This window comes from Coprobacter fastidiosus (genome assembly GCF_982245605.1).
Genome location: NZ_CEVCIF010000009.1, coordinates 17,060 through 36,423, shown reverse-complemented (window position 1 = coordinate 36,423; position 19,364 = coordinate 17,060). Strand labels below are relative to the sequence as shown.

Sequence of the window (19,364 nt, the reverse complement as noted above, 5' to 3'; positions counted from 1 at the left end):
CTGTTTTAAGATTTTTTGAGCATGAGGATTATCCGACAAATAAAAAGATCAAAAAGAGATTCAAAAAGTCTGAATATATATTTCTTATCGGAAAATTTAGGTAGGCTCTTATTATTAGAAAAGAGAAATTTACCCTAAATTTGTACATGTAATTATCAACACATATTTCAATACGATCAAATTCATCATTAAATACGACCAATGAACAAAATCATCAGCAAAGAGCATTTTTCAGAAAAAGTAGTAAAACTTGTTGTTGAAGCTCCTCTTATAGCCAAAGCCCGAAAAGCCGGACATTTTGTAATCGTGAGAGTCGGAGAAAAAGGAGAACGCATCCCGTTAACCATTGCATCCGCCGATGTCGCCAAAGGTACTATCACATTAGTAGTACAAGCAGTAGGCCGCTCTTCCCAAAAACTATGTGCGTTGAAAGAAGGCGACTATATTACGGATGTAGTCGGACCTTTGGGACAAGCTACACACATTGAAAAAGTAGGAACAGTTATATGCTGTGGCGGAGGTGTCGGAGTCGCCCCCTTACTCCCCATTGTAGAAGCTTTTAAAAAAGCCGGAAACAAAGTCATTACGGTTTTAGCGGCAAGGACAAAAGAACTCATTATTTTGGAAGAACAGATGAGAGCCAATTCGGATGAAGTCGTAATCATGACCGATGACGGTTCTTATGGGAAAAAAGGATTGATAACAAACGGAGTAGAAGAGATTATCAATCGTGAAAAGGTCGATCTCTGTGTAACTATAGGACCGGCAATCATGATGAAGTTCGTTTCTCTATTGACAAAAAAATACGATATACCGACGGTAGCCTCTCTAAACACGATCATGGTCGATGGGACAGGTATGTGTGGAGCATGCCGGATAACAGTGGGAGGCAAAACAAAATTTGTCTGTGTTGACGGGCCTGAATTTGACGCACACCAAGTAGATTTTGACGAAATGATGATGCGACTTTCTTCTTACAAAGGAATAGAATAATATTGAAACTATGAACAATAAAGAATATATGGCAGCTCAAAGAGCTGAAAGCTGGCGGGAAGAATTACGTCGGAACAAAAAAAACAAAGATCGTATCGATATTCCCCGGGTACACATGAACGAACTCGACCCGGCTTACCGAATCACCAACACCGAAGAAGTAAACCAAGGTCTTACGAAGGAACAAGCTCTTACAGAAGCTTGCAGATGCCTCGACTGTCCAGATCCTTTATGCATTACAGGCTGTCCGGTAGGAATCAACATCCCGAAATTCATCAAAAATATCGAACGAGGAGAATTTCTCGAAGCCGCAAAAACTCTGAAAGAAACCAGTGCATTACCTGCCGTATGCGGTCGGGTATGCCCACAAGAAAAACAATGTGAATCTAAATGTTTTTACACGCAAAAACTCCACAAAGAGGCTGTTGCAATAGGATATCTCGAACGATTTGCTGCAGATTATGAACGAGAAAGCGGGCAAATGTCCATTCCCGAGATAACTTCACGAAACGGTATTAAAATTGCAGTAGTCGGATCAGGACCTGCCGGACTTTCTTTTGCCGGAGATATGATAAAAAAAGGATATTCTGTGACCGTATTCGAAGCACTCCACGAAATCGGAGGAGTATTAAAATACGGAATTCCCGAATTCCGATTACCGAATAAAATCGTCGATGTCGAAATCGACAACCTTCGTAAAATGGGTGTGGAATTCATGGCCGACTGTATCATCGGAAAAACTCTGACTTATGAAGACCTGCATGAAATGGGATTTAAAGGCATATTCGTAGCCAGCGGTGCGGGATTGCCCCGTTTCATGAACATACCGGGAGAAAATCTCATAGGTGTGATGTCCAGCAATGAATACCTAACTCGTGTCAATCTCATGGATGCCGCCAGTTCCGATTCGGACACTCCGGTCATAAAAGGTAAACGAGTCGCTATTATAGGCGGAGGAAATACTGCGATGGATTCCGTCCGCACGGCACGTCGGTTAGGGGCAGATCGAGCAATGATCGTCTATCGACGTTCTGAAGAGGAGATGCCGGCTCGTATAGAAGAAATAAAACATGCCAAACAAGAAGGCGTCGAATTTTTGACCCTCCATAATCCCATAGAATATATCGGAGACCAAACCGGACATGTCAAACAAATGCGTCTTCAAAAAATGGAATTAGGAGAACCGGATGCTTCCGGAAGAAGAAGTCCCGTTCCTATTCCCGGAGCAACCGACCTCATCGATATAGATGAAGTCGTTGTCAGTGTAGGGGTATCTCCTAACCCTCTTATCCCAAATTCTATAAAAGGATTGGAAGTCAGTAAATGGGGTACGATTGTCGTAAATCAGGAAACTATGCAATCCGACATTCCCGATCTTTTTGCAGGAGGAGATATCGTTCGGGGAGGAGCAACCGTAATTCTGGCAATGGGAGACGGACGGCGAGCAGCAACCGCAATGGACGAATACATCAAATCCCAAGCATAAACACAACAGGCTGCCTGAAATAAGGCAGCCTGTTTCTTTCTTATACCAATACGGTTTTATTTTCTATTAGGACAATCTCTGTTTTTTTCGCAGCAAGGTTTCGGATTGTCGCATTTTTCCTTTGGACAATTTTTGTTTGGGCAATCTCCCTTTCTCTGCGGACATTCGGTTTTTGACTTAGGACATTCTTTTTTATTTTGTGCAATCGCATTACCACCGATCATCATCGATACGGCCATAAAAGCTAATACTAAACCTTTTTTCATCATCATATAATATTAAAATTTGACTGTACAAATATAGAAACCGAAAGCCGTTTTTCTCTTTAACAAAATATAAAAAGCGCTGTCACGCAACTTCGGAATAACTATAAAATACAAGCAATAACTAAAAAAACTATATCAATAATCATTTTAACTAAAAAAAACGTTTTCAACCGTTCCAGATTCCAACTCATTCTATCTGTCTAAATATTCCCTGTTCCCCTATTTATACATCAGAAAAAAAATGTATCTTCGTAAGATTAAAATAGAGAACACATGGAAGAATGGCTATCTCGAACCGAACAGCTTTTAGGAAAAGACACACTATCCGCACTACAAAATTCCCACGTTCTTATCGTCGGTGTAGGAGGAGTCGGTGCGTATGCCGCCGAGATGATCTGTAGAGCCGGAGTTCAAGAGATTACCATCATCGACGGAGATAACGTAAACCCGACGAATATCAACCGCCAGTTAATTGCAATGCATAGCACGGTCGGCAAACCCAAAACCCAAATTCTCGCACAGCGACTATTGGATATCAATCCCCGACTCAACATACATATAAAGCAGTTATATATGGACGAAGTCCAAACCGAAATACTACTCGATGAAGCAAAATATGATTATGTAATCGACGCAATCGATACTATCAGCCCCAAAATCGCACTATTGACAGGTTGCCTGAAACGAAAAATAAAGGTCATATCTTCTATGGGTGCAGGCGGTCGCATCGATCCTACACGCATTGCATACGCAGATATTTCGGAAACATACCATTGCGCTTTAGCCAAAGCTGTAAGGAAAAGGTTAAAAGATGCAGGCATAAGCAAAGGTATCAAAGTCGTGTTCTCTTCGGAACAACCCGACCGCAATGCGATCATACGAACAGATGAAGAGCGAAACAAAAAATCGACAGTCGGGACAATTTCTTACCTGCCGGCAATCTTCGGATGTTATTTAGCTGCCTATGTCATACGCAAACTTTCACAAAAATGATCGATATTATAAATATACATAAAAGTTACGGATCTCTCGAAGTATTGAAAGGGATCAATGCCCATATCGGCAAAGGTGAGATCGTTTCTATCGTAGGCCCGAGCGGAGCAGGTAAAACAACACTATTGCAAATCATAGGAACTCTGGATAAACCCGACTCGGGAGAAATACACATCGGAGAAGTGCAGACCGGGAAATTAAAAAAGAAAGAGTTGTCCGTTTTCCGAAATAATCACATCGGTTTTGTATTTCAGTTTCACCAATTACTCCCGGAATTTACAGCCATCGAAAATGTTATGATTCCGGCATTAATCCGAAAAGAAAAATCTTCGGTCGCCCGTAAACGTGCAAAAGAGATACTGGACTATTTAAACCTATCGGATAGGATGGAACACAAACCTGCTCAATTATCCGGAGGAGAAAAACAAAGAGTGGCTGTTGCCCGTGCATTAATAAACCAACCGGATGTTATTTTAGCAGACGAACCGTCAGGCAGTCTCGACACCCAAAATAAAGAAGAGTTACACAAACTCTTCTTTGACCTGAGAAACGAAATGGGACAAACATTTGTTATTGTTACGCACGACGAATCTTTAGCCCTAATCACAGATCGGGTAATACACATGAAAGACGGCCAGATAATTACTCCGGAAGAGAACATAAACGAAGTCTTATGAAACAATCATTTCAATTTATACTATTTTTAATAATTGTAATTCTCAGCGCCTGTAATGACGATGTCCGATACGATTATGGAAATTTTCGAATGGATTTCGTAACAGTCTTGTCTCCAGAAGAAGGAATACGGTTTCTTAGAGATGACGGGATCATCTTGCTCTCCGAAACAGCAAACGACGCAGATAACAAATATCTCGTTACCGGAAAAAGAATCCTATTGAGATATATACCCGGAGAACAAATTTCTCAAACAGAACTATCGGCAAAGATACAATCGATGACCTTCATTCCAGAAGGGGATATAACGTTCGTTTCACAAAAAGAACAAACCGAATCATTCGGTAATGACCCGATATATATCATCTCGCTTTGGCCCGGAGGCGGATATTTAAACCTCCGCTATAAAATAGAACAAAATAATGACAAACACCAGTTCGCTTTATTTTATATTCAAGAAAACCAAGTTTCGCCGGATACGATTTTTCTTGAATTACGGCACAAAGCAGACAGCGATAATCCGGGCTATTTAAGCAAAGGTTATGCCGCCTTTTCTCTGCAAAAAATACAAGACAAGATTCCGGAAGCAAAAGCCATAAAAGTCAATGCAAACGTGAGTAATCTAAAACAACAATATTTTATATTTAATACACAAACATTATGAACGAAAAGAACCAATTACAAATAGAACTCAGTGCCGAAGTTGCAGAAGGTATATACTCTAATCTCGCCGTTATCTCCCACTCTTCTTCTGAATTTGTGGTCGATTTTATCCGCATCATGCCGGGAATTCCTAAAGCCCCTGTAAAATCACGAATTGTACTTACTCCCGAACACGCAAAGCGACTGATGTTCGCATTACAAGAGAATATTATAAAATATGAGAAGCAATTCGGCAATATCCGGATTACCGAACCGGAAAACAATATTCCTCCGTTCATGACCCCCGGAGGTGAAGCTTAGAGCCCGTATAAATTTCTATCCGAGACAAATTAAACAGATTTTAGAAGATTTTTAATCATTTAAAATAAAAGTTTCCCTCGAATTATGAAAACATACACTATCAATGACTTCGAAAAAATAGAAGAAATTATCAAAAGTGCACAAACCTGCTTTATAGGAATAAACAATCCTGAGGGTGCTCCATATATTATCCCGATGAATTTCGGGTATGAAAACGGAATTTTTTATTTACACTCAGGACCTGAAGGAAAAAAAACGAAACTCATTCGTAATGATAACCGAATAAGTCTATCTCTCCACGGAAATACCAAATTAGTATTCCAACACCCTGAAGTAGCTTGTAGTTACAGCATGGCTGCCGAGAGTATCGTATGCGAAGGAAAAGTCAAATTTATAACCGATTACGATGAAAAAATCCGCTGTCTAAACATTATAATGCGACATTATACCAATCGAGAATTCAAATATAATGCCCCGGCAGTGAATAATATCTGCATTTGGGAAATAAAACCGGAACAAATATTTTGTAAATCTTTCGGGAACTCAGCAAAAAGATAAATAATAGAACGAAATCCGCACCCCGATTGTCCTAATTTCTATCAAATCATTACCTTTGTAATGTGTAATTAAATAAAAACATGGAACATAAACTCAATATTTACAACACGCTCAGCAGAAAAAAAGAACTATTTATTCCGCTCAATTCTCCGTATGTAGGTATGTATGTCTGCGGACCTACGGTTTACGGGGACGGACATCTCGGGCATGCTCGTCCGGCAATTACGTTCGATCTGCTTTTCCGTTATCTGAAACATCTCGGATATAAAGTCCGTTATGTACGCAACATTACAGACGTAGGACACCTCGAAAACGATGCGGACGAAGGAGAAGATAAAATTGCAAAAAAAGCGCGGCTCGAGCAATTAGAGCCAATGGAAGTAGTGCAATACTACCTCAACCGATACCACAAAGCAATGGAAGCCTTGAATGTTCTTCCTCCCAGCATAGAGCCCCATGCTTCAGGTCATATTATAGAACAAATCGAATATATAAAAAAAATATTGGATGCAGGATACGCATACATTAGCGACGGATCGGTTTACTTCGATGTCGAAAAGTATAATAAAGACTATCACTACGGAAAACTCTCCGGACGCAATATCGATGAACTGCTCAATACGACACGGGCTCTTGACGGACAGCAAGAAAAACGCAACAGCGTCGATTTCGCTCTTTGGAAAAAAGCCTCACCCGAACATATCATGCGGTGGCCTTCTCCATGGAGTGACGGTTTTCCCGGCTGGCATCTCGAATGTTCTGCAATGGGAACAAAATATTTAGGAGAGGAATTCGACATTCACGGAGGAGGCATGGATCTGCTCTTTCCACATCACGAATGCGAAATCGCTCAGTCTGTAGCGGCACAAGGAAAAGAGACCGTACATTATTGGATGCATAACAACATGATTACGATCAACGGACAGAAAATGGGGAAATCCTTAGGTAATTTCATTACATTAGACCAATTCTTCACCGGAGATCATAAACTGTTATCTCAACCATTCAGTCCTATGACGATACGGTTCTTTATCTTGCAAGCACATTACCGCAGTACGCTTGATTTCAGCAACGATGCCCTCATCGCCGCAGAAAAAGCATATCAACGGCTTAGTGAAGGCTGGGAAAATCTCAATAAGATCATTCCAGGAACAGACTCTACCGTAGATATTAAAAATCTTCGGGAAAAATGTTACGAAGCAATGAACGATGACTTGAGCTCCCCGATCGTCATCTCATATTTATTCGATGCTGTTCGCATTATCAACACAATCCTTTCCGGCAAAGCCTCTATAAATGAAACCGATTTAGAGGAACTAAAAGAGATATTTCAAACATTCATGTTCGATATATTAGGATTAAAAGTAGAAAATAGCACAACGGGCAATGCTTCTAACGAAGCTTACGAAAAAGCTGTCGATCTATTGCTTGATGTACGCCAAGAAGCAAAGAATCATAAAGATTGGCAAACAGCAGACTTTATCCGCAATAAACTCTCTGAAATCGGATTTGAAATCAAAGACACCAAAGACGGTGCTGAATGGAAATTAAATAAATAGTAATCATTACAAAAACATAGGGAGTTTTCTGCATAAATAATATGGCGGAAAGCTCCTTTTCTATATCTATAAAAGAAAATATTATGGATTATATCGAATTTTTTAAAAACGACCGTTTCGCAACAGAAGCAGGGATCACACTTTCTGAGGTTCGTCCCGGGTATGCAAAAGCCAAACTAAAAATAAACGAACACCATCTGAATGCAGGAAACGTCGTTCAGGGAGGAGCACTGTTTACTTTAGCGGATCTGACAATTGCCGCCGCCGCCAACGCTAACGGCCGTCTGGCTTTCTCTATACAGTCAGACATTCGATTTCTTGAAAGCGCCACGATCGGAGAAACCCTGATCGCAGAAGCCCAAGAGATTTTGTTGCATAAAACGATCTGTCACTATAAAGCGAATATCTCTACCGAAAACGGCCGACTTATTGCTGTATGTGACGGAATATGTTATAGAAAATAATATTACAGAAGTGTTTCAAAAATATGAGAATAGTTCCATAAAATAAATTACAGGACATATTGAGCTGATACATTCCTGATTGCGAGGAGAATATTATATTACTTTGGTCATTCAAAATTACTTGAATCCAAAACCAAAACACAATAACAATGAAAAAATCTCTCCTCGCAGGAATATTCCTGCTCACTACACTGTTACCTGCGTCTGCGCAAAACTTATTACAAGACGGAGGATTCGAAAACACAAAAACCTACGATTATGCAAACAACAAATCGACCGGTGAACTGCCCCGAATTTCAGCCTTAGGCAAATTAGGCAGCAATACGGAAACCAATAATCCGGTAATGGAGGCGGAAACAGTCGTACCAGGTTCTTGGTATCGTAAATCGGCAAATAGCGGATACAATCACGGAAAAATAGTTACCGATGATTATGCAGAAGGTGAAAAAGCGCTGAATCTGAGTATCTCTGCCGGCAGTACAACGACCAAACTGGACACATGGGACAACAATACCGCTATTCAATATGTCACAATAGATCGTACCAAACAGTATGTTCTAAAATTTAAAGCAAAAAATTTAGTCGGAAACTATCCGGTCTTCGCGGGGATGTCTGTAGGCGGAGGTTATGAAGTATCTGGCAGTAACTGGGTAACACTATCCTCAAACTGGGAAGAATACACCGTTACAATAGACCCGACGCAACACCAAGCCTCCGATACACATTACAGCGACGGCGATTTTCAAAAATCAGGAGTCGTATTCGGAAACAGAACAGAGTATGACGAAAATAACAAATCTCTTGAATCTTCTATACTTATCGATGATGTTCGCCTGTATGAAAAAGGTACCGAACCGGAAGAGGGGAATGTAAAAGACTTTATTATTAACGGAAACTTCGAAACCGGAGAGCCCAACACGAGTATCGTTACAGGAACTGACAAATGGGGCGACTTTGTTGGGAAATGGGCTCTTGTCATTAAAGACAAGTCTACAGGAACAGGGACCGTCACGACCGAAGATGTTCATGATGGAAATCAAGCACTAAAAGTAGAATTGACCAATATCTCTGCACGTTATCATTTCTTCCTCACTCAAGAGCTTCAAAATCTTACTCCGGGAGAATATACGTTCGCCTTATGGATGAAAGCATCAAAAGCGGATATACCGTTCAGAGTAGATTTTTCTATTGACGATGACAATATAGATGTCGTTAAATCTGCACAAACGACTGCAGCCGAATGGACTCATTATGAAATAAAAGTCGATCTCTCGGATAAAACATCAGAAGATCTTTCTACCCTCCGTATACGCATCCGACCCAATTGTACCTCAAGTGGATCGGTAAAAAACGAAGCCGTTACTTACTATATCGATGACATCAGCTTCACATCGGCCTCCTCTGAAGAAGAAAAACCCGATGAAGGAGAGCAAAAAGAGTTCATCACCAATGGAGATTTCGAAATCGGAGATCCTAATTCAAGTATTGTTATGGGAACAGATCCGTGGGGATCTAATTTAGTGAACACTTGGGGGCTTGTCATTAAAGGCAGTTCTACTGGAACAGGAACTATTACGACCGAAGAAATTCATGGAGGAAGTCAAGCATTGAAAATCGATTTGACAAACATAGATGCGCGATACCGGTTCTTTCTTGCCCAAGAGGTCCAAAACCTTGCTTCAGCAGAATATACTTTTGTCATGTGGATGAAAGCGTCAAAAGCAGGAATCCCTTTCCGGGTAGATTTTTCTATAAACAACAATACAAAAGATATTCTCACATCATCACAAACAACCGCAACCGAATGGACTCGTTACGAAATAAAAGTCGATATGTCAGATATTAAAACAACCGACCTATCTACTTGCCGTATAAGCATTCGTCCCAATTGTGCATCAGGGGGATCGGTACAAAACGAAGCCGTCACTTATTATCTTGACGATATAAGTTTTAAAGGTGTCGTTCCGGATGTGATTATATTTCAACCAGAGCCGTATTTGCAAAGCAAAACAACCGAAAGTATCTTGATCAACTGGCGAAGTGCCGATGGAGAAGAGGGAGTACCCACCGTAGAATACGGGACTACCGATCTGAATCTCACGGCAACAGGTACGACAAAATCCGTAGGAAGTTTGAAATGGTCCGGCGTTCGGCTGACCGGCTTATCTCCTGATACCGAATACCAATACCGTTGCCGGATCGGTGATAATATTTCTGAAGTTTACAAATTCCGTACACTTCCGGATAAAAACGTAAGCCGGAAAATCCGTTTCCTCTCATTCGGAGACTCTCATGAAGCCAGCTCTGTAACACCGGTACGGGAGGCTGCATTGAAATTCTTAAAACAGGAATTCGGAGAAGATTTACAAAACCATTTCGATTTCATTACATGTACCGGAGATATTATCTATAATTACGGACAATATGAAAATGAATTTGTAGAATCGCTCTTTACTCCGAACAAAGAACTTACGAATGCTCTTCCCATGAATATCGCTGCAGGTAATCACGATTTTGAGAAAAACGACTCAGAACATTCGTATTTCTATGATTTCATGGATTTCACCGATTTGAGCGATGCCGAAGGAGATGCAAAAGGGAAATATTATGCTCAACAAATAGGAAACGCCCTATACATTTATCTGAATACCAACCGGCAGTATCTTTGTCCGACAGATAACAGCAATCAGACTTATCAAACGAACACCGAGGCACAATTGAAATGGCTAAAAGATAAGCTGACAACTGCAGAAAGCGATAACACGATAGACATGGTCTTCATTTTTGGACATCACGGACACAGATATGAAATGTGGTCAGCACCCGATAATACTGCAACCCGTGAAGAAATAGCCGAACGGCTGTTCCCGGTATTTGAAAACTCTACAAAAATAAAAATGTATATGTACGGGCATACTCATTCTGTAGAAAGAGGTATCCTTGAGCTCAAAAACGGAAAAAGTATAACCCTTTTCCTGAACGGTAACGGAGGTTCTTATCCTGACTATTTCGGGAAATACAGCACAAACATAGATTATCCCGAAATACACCGGAATTCGGAGTTCATCGGATTTGCTATTACCGAAGTAGATCCTGTCGAAAAATCATATCAAACGACATACTACGGAGTCTCTCAACGCCGACCGGTCAACGGGGCTTCATCAACAACGTATATTCGCAAATATGATCCGGCGGAAATAATCGATCAATGGAGTGCAAAATGCGATGCATCCGTACCGACAACGCCGACAATGATCAAGCAAGAATACAATGCTACAGACGGAATATTTTCTCTTGAAGCGTCACCTGCTACGGATATGATGTCCGCAGAATATCAAATAATCAACACGGCAAATCAGGAAATGGTAATCGACACGATTATCCACCGGGAAAATATATTCGGCGTTACCGGATACTTTGAAACCGACGGGAAAATAGATTTAGAAAAATCATACCTGCCAGTCGATTTAAACGAAGGAATCGATCTCAGCACTTTCACGGCAAAACTTCCCACAGGAAATTATAAAGCAAAAATCCGTTACCGTGACAATAATCTGAACTGGAGCGATTATTCTGATATCAATTCTTCAATCGACAGTCCGGCCGAAACCGATAATGACGTCGTCATAGCAGGAGGAACAGCAGAAGTCGTGATCGTATCCGATGGCGGAATTGCCGAAATTTACTCCCCTTACGGGGCATTATTAGCCAAAACGATACTGACAAACGGTGAAAATAGGATTAATGTTACTCCCGACTCACAAGTAATAGTGCGTGTCGTACGAAATAATAAATGTACAGTTAAGAATCTTCGGGTAAAATAACCCCCTCGCTTCTTAAAAGATCTGCTGATCCAAAAAGTTTCAAAACAAATTCTCGAAATGACTCCTGAAAAGTTCTTCATTTGACTTTTTAGGGGTCATTTCATTTTAAGCAACATTTTATATCTTACTCCCCAATAAAATAAACTTCCGGTACTTTTTTCAAGAATAAAGTTATTAAAAACGAATATTACTATTTTTTTAGTTTGTTTTTAAGGAGATTTTAATGTATATATTAAGGATCTTCCTTTTACTTTGTTCACGTTAACTTTTTTCTAAACATAACACATAACAGAAATGAAAAAAATAGCGGTTATCGCCTTTTTAGCTTTTATTTCAACCACACTCTTCGCTAAAGTAAAACTACCGGGTGTCTTAGCAGACAATATGGTGTTGCAACAACAGTCCCAAGTCAAGTTATGGGGAGAAGCGAAACCCGGAAGCATAGTAAACATAAAGCCGTCCTGGGCAAAAAGATCTTATTCCACAACGACAGGGAAAGACGGGAAATGGATACAGCAAATAACGACTCCGGTAGCCGGAGGCCCTTACGAAATCACATTTAATGACGGAGAAAAAACAACATTAAAAAATATTCTCATCGGAGAAGTATGGTTTTGTTCGGGACAATCCAATATGGAAATGCCGGTACAAGGGTTCGACCGACAACCGGTAAATAATATTCAGGATATTCTTATTAAAGCAAAAAAAGAAGTTCCGATCCGGTTCTGCAATATTCCCCGTATTACGGCAAAAACTCCGCAATCCGATTGTGAAACCCGATGGGAAGAACATACACCTGAAGGAGTTGCCAGAGCCAGTGCTACGGCTTATTTCTTTGCAAAATACTTAAATGAAGTTCTCGATGTCCCCATAGGACTGATAATCTCGAATTGGGGTGGATCGAAAGTAGAACCGTGGATGAGTATTGAAGCTCTCACCCCATTCAAGGACGAGGTCGATATTTCTCATCTGACTAATGACAAACCTGTAGGTCCTAAACAAGTGTTGCCCGGAGTATTGTATAACGCAATGATCTCTCCCGTTATCAACTATACGATAAAAGGAATGATCTGGTATCAAGGTGAAAGCAATAGAGGACAAGAAGAGCTATACGGACGTTTAATGCCGGCATTTGTAAAAGACTTACGTCAAAAATGGGGCTTAGGAGACTTCCCGTTCTATTATGTACAAATAGCCCCGTTCCAATATGACGGTGTCGATAAAACATCTTCTGCAAAATTACGAGAAGTTCAACTCCGGAATATGAATGAAATTCCGAATTCGGGAATGGCTGTAACTTTAGATATAGGAGAAAAAACCAAAATCCATCCGGCAGAAAAAGAAAAAGTAGGAAACAGACTGGCTTACTGGGCCTTAGCAAAGACCTATAATAAAAACAATTTCGGATATTCCGGTCCTATATATAAATCTATCGAAATAAAAGGGAATAAGATTTATGTCAATTTCAGTAATGCCCCCAAAGGGGTCGCTCCTCTCGAAACTGAACTGCCCGATTTCGAAATCGCCGGAGAGGATAAAATATTCTACCCGGCAAAAGCGGTTATCGAAGCCAAGAGCGGACGTTTAGGAGTCAGCAGCCCGCAAGTCCCTAATCCCGTTGCAGTCCGCTACGCTTATAAAAATTTCGTAGTAGGCTCTCTTTTCGATGTTTACGGACTTCCGGCATCCTCTTTCCGCAGTGATAACTGGGAAATAAAATAGCTAACACAAACACACACTACATAATATGAAAGGAGCGTTCCTGTGAAGGAATGCTCCTTTTTTTACAAAATAATCTTGTATCTGTAGTTTTTTCCCGATTTATCTGTCAATCTCAATACATATATGCCTGAAGACAAATTTTCTGTCGAAATACTATAAGAATATTCACTCTCCTTTTGCCATTTGCATGGGAATGACATACCTTGTATATTGAATACCTCCAAATTTTTTAATATTCTTCCGCCAGTATCGATACGCAATACTCCTCTGCCTTTCAAAATCTGTATTTGCAAATCCGAAATAGTATTCTCAACCGATGATGGTAATAGTTCCCAAGTCTCAGGAAGTTCCCTTATCTCGGACAGAGATAATTCATCATTATAAATACGAATCTCATCCAATATTCCCGCAAAAGTATATTCTGTATCGGTACGATCTTTTCTACCATAAGTAATATCCTTATCCGTAGTTCCGATATTTCCGGAATGTTTCATAAACGAATAAAATTCCCCATTTACATACAACTCCATAGAATACCCCGTATATACGGCAGTAATATGATAAAATTTATTCAGATCCAAAGGAATCTTATAATCCAGATCTTTCGTCCCGTCAGAAGTATTTACCGTCCACCTCAAGGTCATATCGGGAGAAAGTGAAATTTTATAGCGTTCTTCCCAACTACCGTGAGAAACAAGAAATTGTTCCCTCCCGGGCGTATTTTCCGGAGAAACCCAAAAACCGATCGTCACTTTATCCTGTACCCCGAGGGCTTCATCATTTTCCGTATATAAATATGAAGACGAGGACAGAGAATATGCCGAAGATTCACGACCCAACACATCCGTAACAAACGAGCCACCTTCAGGTATTGCATCATAAATTCCGAGACTTGCAGCGTTAGAACAGTCACCGTTTAGAGGATAGTAAATCAAAGGTGTCTTTACTGCCGATTTTTCTTCCTTAACCAAAACTTCCAATGATTTCATATCCTCCCCGAACCGATTTTTCGCAGTGCAACTTATCGTATATACTCCGGGGACAGAAGGTAATGTCCAACGACTGGAAAAATCTGAAAGGTTTTCTATATCACCGCCGTCGCACTCCCAAGAAACCGTAAGTCCCGGCGTTTCCTCCGCCAATACCGAAGTAACATCTATCGTTTCTCCCGGAGACAAAGGCATAGACGAACTTGTTTCAATACTTGTCAATGAAGGTTTATCATACATACTCTCCAACACCTCGACAGTTACCTCTCCCGATATGGTTTGATTACGAGCACTTCCGACAGCCTTTATCGTATAAAGGCCGAGAGTCGAAGGTACATTCCAATTTAAATAAGATCCCGTCCATTCACTTTGAATAGGTTCGCCATTTACACTCCATTGATATACGACAGAAGCTCCCAACGGAATATTATCCGCATACACATTCAATTTAACGGTATTACCCGGTACAGTCACTTCCTGATCTGCCACTATTGCTTTTAGCCTTAAATTTCGAGAATAATCATAACCATAATAAAAATCTATAACTTGGTTACCTGCCAACAAACGATGTCCGGAAACTGTTTGTTCCGTACCGGAAGGTATAACAGTCAACAAGCAAACCCCATCCGATGGAACAGAAAAAGAAGCTGTCCCCGAAATTCGAGAAACCACATTCCGCTCGGATATGGCATCATACAAATCATATTCTCCTGACGGTAATTCCAACTCTACCGTCTTATCCTCAGAATAAGGATTATAATACAAATAAACCGGGAAAACCGCATTTCCGAAAAAATCGGTTTTATTAACATCGATCCGGAGGATACCTTCGACATTGGTTTTCTCGATCAATGCCGCCAAATATCCGACACTAGAACCGCTATACAAAGATATATTCGTAGCAGCCCAGCCACCTCCGGTAGCATCCCCCATCACATAAGGAGATTTATTATTCCAAACCTCTTTCATCGATTCATAAGGAATACAACTTTCGGTATCATAAACAGAAGACCATGCATAACTTTGCGGTTCTTGATGATCTTCCGGGAGTACATTATTATAAAATAGGCGACTTGCATTCGCGATATTCAACAACCACTTCCCGATTGCACGCGCATAACGTTTATCATATTTCGCAACAGGAGCTAAAGCTGCCGCCTGCTGAAAACCGTTCATAACAAAAGCATAATCATCTCCGTTATCATTCGCTTCACCGATAAGTCCCGAGACATCATATCCTCCCCATGTACCGACAATAGCGCCCCAACCGCGAGTACGCCCCCAATCGAAACACCAATTAATCAATCGGTCTATATTATAAGAACAATCCTGCTCTGCATTCATTCTCGCAGCAATCAACGTTCCATAAGGCAACTGCAACTCATAAGAAGGATTCTCTCCGAACGCACACAAAAATTCAAGTGCAAGCTGTGCTCCCTCAAAATATTTCTTATCTCCAGTCTGGGTATAGGCCTGATAAAGCAACCAGGCTATTGTCCCGGCGGATTCAGGCTCTTTTGCACCGCTTGTCAAAGGCTTTCCGGTAACTAAATTAAATGCCCGGTGATTCATATCCGGAACAGTCCAAGGTTGCAAGCTACCACCCAATTTATAAACAGCCTCTAACCAACGATCTGCAACTTCAGTAAATTGAGTTTCAAAATCAGCATCGGCATCCGGATAAAGAGAATAAAGCTGATAAAAATATACATTAGGCATGAGATCATACCACCAATCTTTTCCCGATGTCGCAGAATATCCGTTCAAATAAACATTCTGTTCATTTTTCTTGTTAAAAAAATCTTTAGCATAAGATACATAATTCTCTCCGTTATCAGAAGATTTGTCGACACCGACCAAAGATGCGCCTACAATAGCCGGCAATATGTTAATCGCCTCTGCCTGACTGCCATGACTATTTGATCCGACATAAGTATCCAAACGTATCTGCTTAGAGCCGGGATAATTATTCCCTTGCGATTTAATCTCAATCAGAGGTAAATAACTACCGGTTTTATTTTTGTCGAAAACAAATTTATCATAAGCCTTTGCAACCGATTTCCAATCCCTCATCTGATAAGGAGACGGTAGATTCGGCATCTTCTCGATTCTCGAAACGGGAATCTGATCGGCAAAACAAAATATGCCGATGTTCGGATAAAAGAACAAGCTAAAGAATAAGTAAAATACCTTTTTCATCATATTTCGTGTGTGTCAGATAAATATAAAAGGAGGAGACACAGAAGAAGACCTTATGTCCGTTTCCGATGTCCCCTCCGGGATTAGGCTAAATCAACAATGATTCTTATTTTTTCTCGTCATTATACAATTTCGAAACCTGACCTTCGGTAAGAGCGATATTATAAATCTTCAACTCATCCAAAGAACCGGCAAAATAATCCCATCCTGAAGGTTCGATAGGTAATGTAACCCAATCCCATGTCGAAGCTTCGGCATAAGTCGTAGCGCAACCGATCAAGAACGGCAGTTTTTCTCCTGAGGCAGGAAGATAAGCAGATTTCTGAGATCCTGCCAAACCCGGTTTTCCGCTGGCATCCCAAGTTTTTGTCAACTCTCCGTTTACATAGAAAGATAAAGTATGAGCATTCAAATCCATAGAAACTACCAAATGAGTCCACGTATTTATCGGGAATGACTCTACATGTTCATTATCTGCATCGACACCTGCAACAGTCGTAGCAACAGTAAAGAAAGGTTTACCTTCATTCTGAAGATTCAATTTCCAGTTTTCCCAGTAATTCATAGAAAGGATATAATTTCCGGCTCTGCTTTCTTTCGGATTTATCCATACCGAGATAGAGAGCGTATTGCTGAGCAATGATGTTTCACTGAAATCGTCAACTTCAAGACATGCTCCATTATCAAAACTCAAGGCTTTTCCCTTAACCCCGTCAACAAATGAAGGAACTTGAGTATTCGTTCCGAAAATCTCACTCGGTCCGGTTTTCATCTTAGCAACCCATGCTTGCACACCGGTAGAAACAAGGCTTGTACCTTCTCCCTCATCAAAGCTCCATTCTGCTAATAAATTATCCAAAGGAATTGCGTCATACGCACTTTGTTCAAAAGTAGTTTTCGCTTCTTTCAACTGAACAAGCAGATTATTCAACGTCGTTTGCGTCAGATCTCCGGCTACAGCACTCTTAATTGCATTTACTTTCGATTGAAATGTAGTAATGGCAGCTTCAGGATAATCATCCGTAGTCGCGCTACTCAATAAAGATTCACATTCGCTCAGCAATGCATTGATCTCTGTCAAGTCCAGAGGAGTAGAGTCCTTATCTTCATCGTCATTTCCACAAGAAGGCAAAAAAAGCGTTGTCAAACAGGCTACCATCAAGATAGCGATCATTCTGAAATTTAAAAATTTTCTCATGTTCGTTTAAATTTTAATTGTGTTATTAATGGATATTATGATTATGTTACTTTATCCCAAGATTTGCATCTTTTTCAGATTGTGGAATCGGGAAATAAAAACGAGGTTCTTGCCATTTAAATGAAGAGCCCAAAGCCGCTTCCGCCACATCTTTTCCCCAACGCATCAAATCGAAAAAACGGTGAAATTCAAAACCTAACTCTTTACGACGTTCTTTCCGGATTACTTCACGCATCGCCGATTCCGTAACTGTACTTACCCCAGCCAGACCGGCCCTATCACGCACCTTATCCACCTCTATTTTCGCAAGATCAGGATGGTGTGTTTCATTCAAAGCTTCGGCCTTCATGAGCAATATATCGGCATATCTCAAATAAATATAGGACAACCCTCCATCACCTTTTGTCCCTTTGCCGACCTCATCCAACGGCTGATTATGTTTTTTTACAAGATAACCTGTTGCAGGAGACCATGAAGAACTGAAAACATCACCATTAAACCAATCCTTTCCATCTCTTCCGATCGAAGCGTCCAAACGAAGATCATCTTCTCCGTTCACTTGCTTTTCGTCAAACGCATCTACATAACTCTGGGTCGGAGCATCGAAATAATAGCCCGATTCATTTTGCGGAGCTAACCACTGATTAAGAGAATTTCCCAATCCGGGATTCTGACCGCTCAAAAAACGAATAGCGAACAGAACCTCTTTGCTATCTTCACCTCCTAACTTGAACAAATTGGAATAAGGACGTTCCAGATCATAAATATCCAAATTTTCGATCAATTGAATAGTGGTTAAAACATCACTATATTTTTTTTGATAAAGTTGGGCTTTAGCCAATAATCCGTACGCTGCGCCCCGAGTCACCCGTCCTGCATCCGAAGTCGAATAAGAGACCGGCAAAATTGATGCATCTCGAAGGTCTTTTTCGATCTGACTATAAATCGCAGATACGGAACTCAACCCCACATGAATAGACGCATCATCGATTTGAGGAAGCAACTTCAACGGCACTTCTCCATAAATATTCACCAAATGGAAATATACAAATGCTCTGAAAAATTTAGCCTCAGCAACATATCGATCTCGTAAAGTCGCATCCATATCGATATTCGGGACATAAGCAATTACATTATTGGCACGGGATATTACTTCGTACGATGACTGCCAAAATTCAGAAAGAACACCATTATCGGCATTTGCCGAAAAATCATCTATATAAGAAAGATCAGCCTGATCTCCATCGCTGCCACCCTTTACCGCGTCATCAGATGCGACATCTCCGAATTTCCACAAATCTATGCAATAAGTAGCCGCATTATAAACACCATTTACAGCCAATTCGGCTTGTGTAGCATTCGAGAAAATATTATCAGAGTTAAAATCTCCTTTTAACTTCTCATCCAGAAAATCGTCACAGGCAGAAAAAGTACATACTGCCAATGCCGCTATAATTATATTTTTCATCTGTGTC

15 protein-coding genes are annotated in these 19,364 nt (G+C 40.6%); 11 read left to right on the top strand and 4 right to left on the bottom strand.

What is annotated here, in order from left to right; translation table 11 throughout:
- The first annotated feature begins 201 nt into the window (after positions 1-201).
- Both AC0UMU_RS03845 and gltA read left to right on the top strand, forming a co-directional pair.
- Positions 202-993 (top strand): sulfide/dihydroorotate dehydrogenase-like FAD/NAD-binding protein, encoded by a 792-nt coding sequence (locus AC0UMU_RS03845; RefSeq protein ID WP_022600216.1) that lies wholly within the window; start codon positions 202-204, stop codon positions 991-993.
- Between the two features lie 10 nt (positions 994-1,003).
- Positions 1,004-2,479: an NADPH-dependent glutamate synthase gene (gene gltA, locus AC0UMU_RS03840; protein WP_278715227.1), complete on the top strand. Its 1,476-nt coding sequence runs from the start codon at positions 1,004-1,006 to the stop codon at positions 2,477-2,479.
- A 56-nt stretch (positions 2,480-2,535) separates the two neighbouring features.
- Here gltA and AC0UMU_RS03835 read toward each other — a convergent pair whose 3' ends face one another.
- Positions 2,536-2,751, bottom strand: coding sequence for a hypothetical protein (locus tag AC0UMU_RS03835; protein WP_022600213.1), 216 nt, complete (start codon positions 2,749-2,751; stop codon positions 2,536-2,538).
- Positions 2,752-3,018: 267 nt separating this feature from the next.
- Between AC0UMU_RS03835 and AC0UMU_RS03830 the strand changes: the two genes are divergently transcribed.
- The 9 genes from AC0UMU_RS03830 (at position 3,019) to AC0UMU_RS03790 (ending at position 13,503) form a co-directional block, all read left to right on the top strand.
- Positions 3,019-3,738 carry a tRNA threonylcarbamoyladenosine dehydratase gene (locus AC0UMU_RS03830; protein ID WP_009318480.1) on the top strand — a complete coding sequence of 240 codons (720 nt, stop codon included), beginning with the start codon at positions 3,019-3,021 and terminating at the stop codon, positions 3,736-3,738.
- Positions 3,735-4,415, top strand: a complete 681-nt coding sequence (locus AC0UMU_RS03825) for an ABC transporter ATP-binding protein (RefSeq protein ID WP_022600211.1) — start codon at positions 3,735-3,737, stop codon at positions 4,413-4,415. Before AC0UMU_RS03830 ends, AC0UMU_RS03825 begins: the two co-directional genes overlap by 4 nt.
- Positions 4,412-5,077, top strand: coding sequence for a NigD1/NigD2 family lipoprotein (locus AC0UMU_RS03820; protein ID WP_278715225.1), 666 nt, complete (start codon positions 4,412-4,414; stop codon positions 5,075-5,077). Before AC0UMU_RS03825 ends, AC0UMU_RS03820 begins: the two co-directional genes overlap by 4 nt.
- Positions 5,071-5,376 (top strand): DUF3467 domain-containing protein, encoded by a 306-nt coding sequence (locus AC0UMU_RS03815; RefSeq protein WP_031258205.1) that lies wholly within the window; start codon positions 5,071-5,073, stop codon positions 5,374-5,376. Before AC0UMU_RS03820 ends, AC0UMU_RS03815 begins: the two co-directional genes overlap by 7 nt.
- Positions 5,377-5,460: 84 nt before the next feature.
- Positions 5,461-5,934: a pyridoxamine 5'-phosphate oxidase family protein gene (locus AC0UMU_RS03810; protein ID WP_278715222.1), complete on the top strand. Its 474-nt coding sequence runs from the start codon at positions 5,461-5,463 to the stop codon at positions 5,932-5,934.
- Between the two features lie 80 nt (positions 5,935-6,014).
- Positions 6,015-7,493, top strand: coding sequence for a cysteine--tRNA ligase (gene cysS / locus AC0UMU_RS03805; RefSeq protein WP_009318475.1), 1,479 nt, complete (start codon positions 6,015-6,017; stop codon positions 7,491-7,493).
- Between the two features lie 83 nt (positions 7,494-7,576).
- Positions 7,577-7,957, top strand: a complete 381-nt coding sequence (locus tag AC0UMU_RS03800; protein ID WP_278715221.1) for a PaaI family thioesterase — start codon at positions 7,577-7,579, stop codon at positions 7,955-7,957.
- A 149-nt stretch (positions 7,958-8,106) separates the two neighbouring features.
- Positions 8,107-11,781, top strand: coding sequence for a purple acid phosphatase family protein (locus tag AC0UMU_RS03795; protein WP_278715220.1), 3,675 nt, complete (start codon positions 8,107-8,109; stop codon positions 11,779-11,781).
- A gap of 294 nt (positions 11,782-12,075) precedes the next feature.
- Positions 12,076-13,503, top strand: a complete 1,428-nt coding sequence (locus AC0UMU_RS03790; RefSeq protein WP_022600199.1) for a sialate O-acetylesterase — start codon at positions 12,076-12,078, stop codon at positions 13,501-13,503.
- 62 nt (positions 13,504-13,565) lie between these two features.
- On the opposite strand, the gene AC0UMU_RS03785 is transcribed toward AC0UMU_RS03790, so the two are convergent.
- The 3 genes from AC0UMU_RS03785 to AC0UMU_RS03775 all read right to left on the bottom strand — a co-directional run bounded on the left by AC0UMU_RS03785 (position 13,566) and on the right by AC0UMU_RS03775 (position 19,357).
- Positions 13,566-16,694 (bottom strand): LamG-like jellyroll fold domain-containing protein, encoded by a 3,129-nt coding sequence (locus tag AC0UMU_RS03785; protein ID WP_278715218.1) that lies wholly within the window; start codon positions 16,692-16,694, stop codon positions 13,566-13,568.
- A 103-nt stretch (positions 16,695-16,797) separates the two neighbouring features.
- Complete coding sequence (locus AC0UMU_RS03780; RefSeq protein WP_009318468.1) at positions 16,798-17,889, bottom strand: LamG domain-containing protein; 1,092 nt, start codon at positions 17,887-17,889, stop codon at positions 16,798-16,800.
- Positions 17,890-17,935: 46 nt separating this feature from the next.
- Positions 17,936-19,357 carry a RagB/SusD family nutrient uptake outer membrane protein gene (locus AC0UMU_RS03775; RefSeq protein WP_278715215.1) on the bottom strand — a complete coding sequence of 474 codons (1,422 nt, stop codon included), beginning with the start codon at positions 19,355-19,357 and terminating at the stop codon, positions 17,936-17,938.
- Positions 19,358-19,364: the final 7 nt, after the last annotated feature.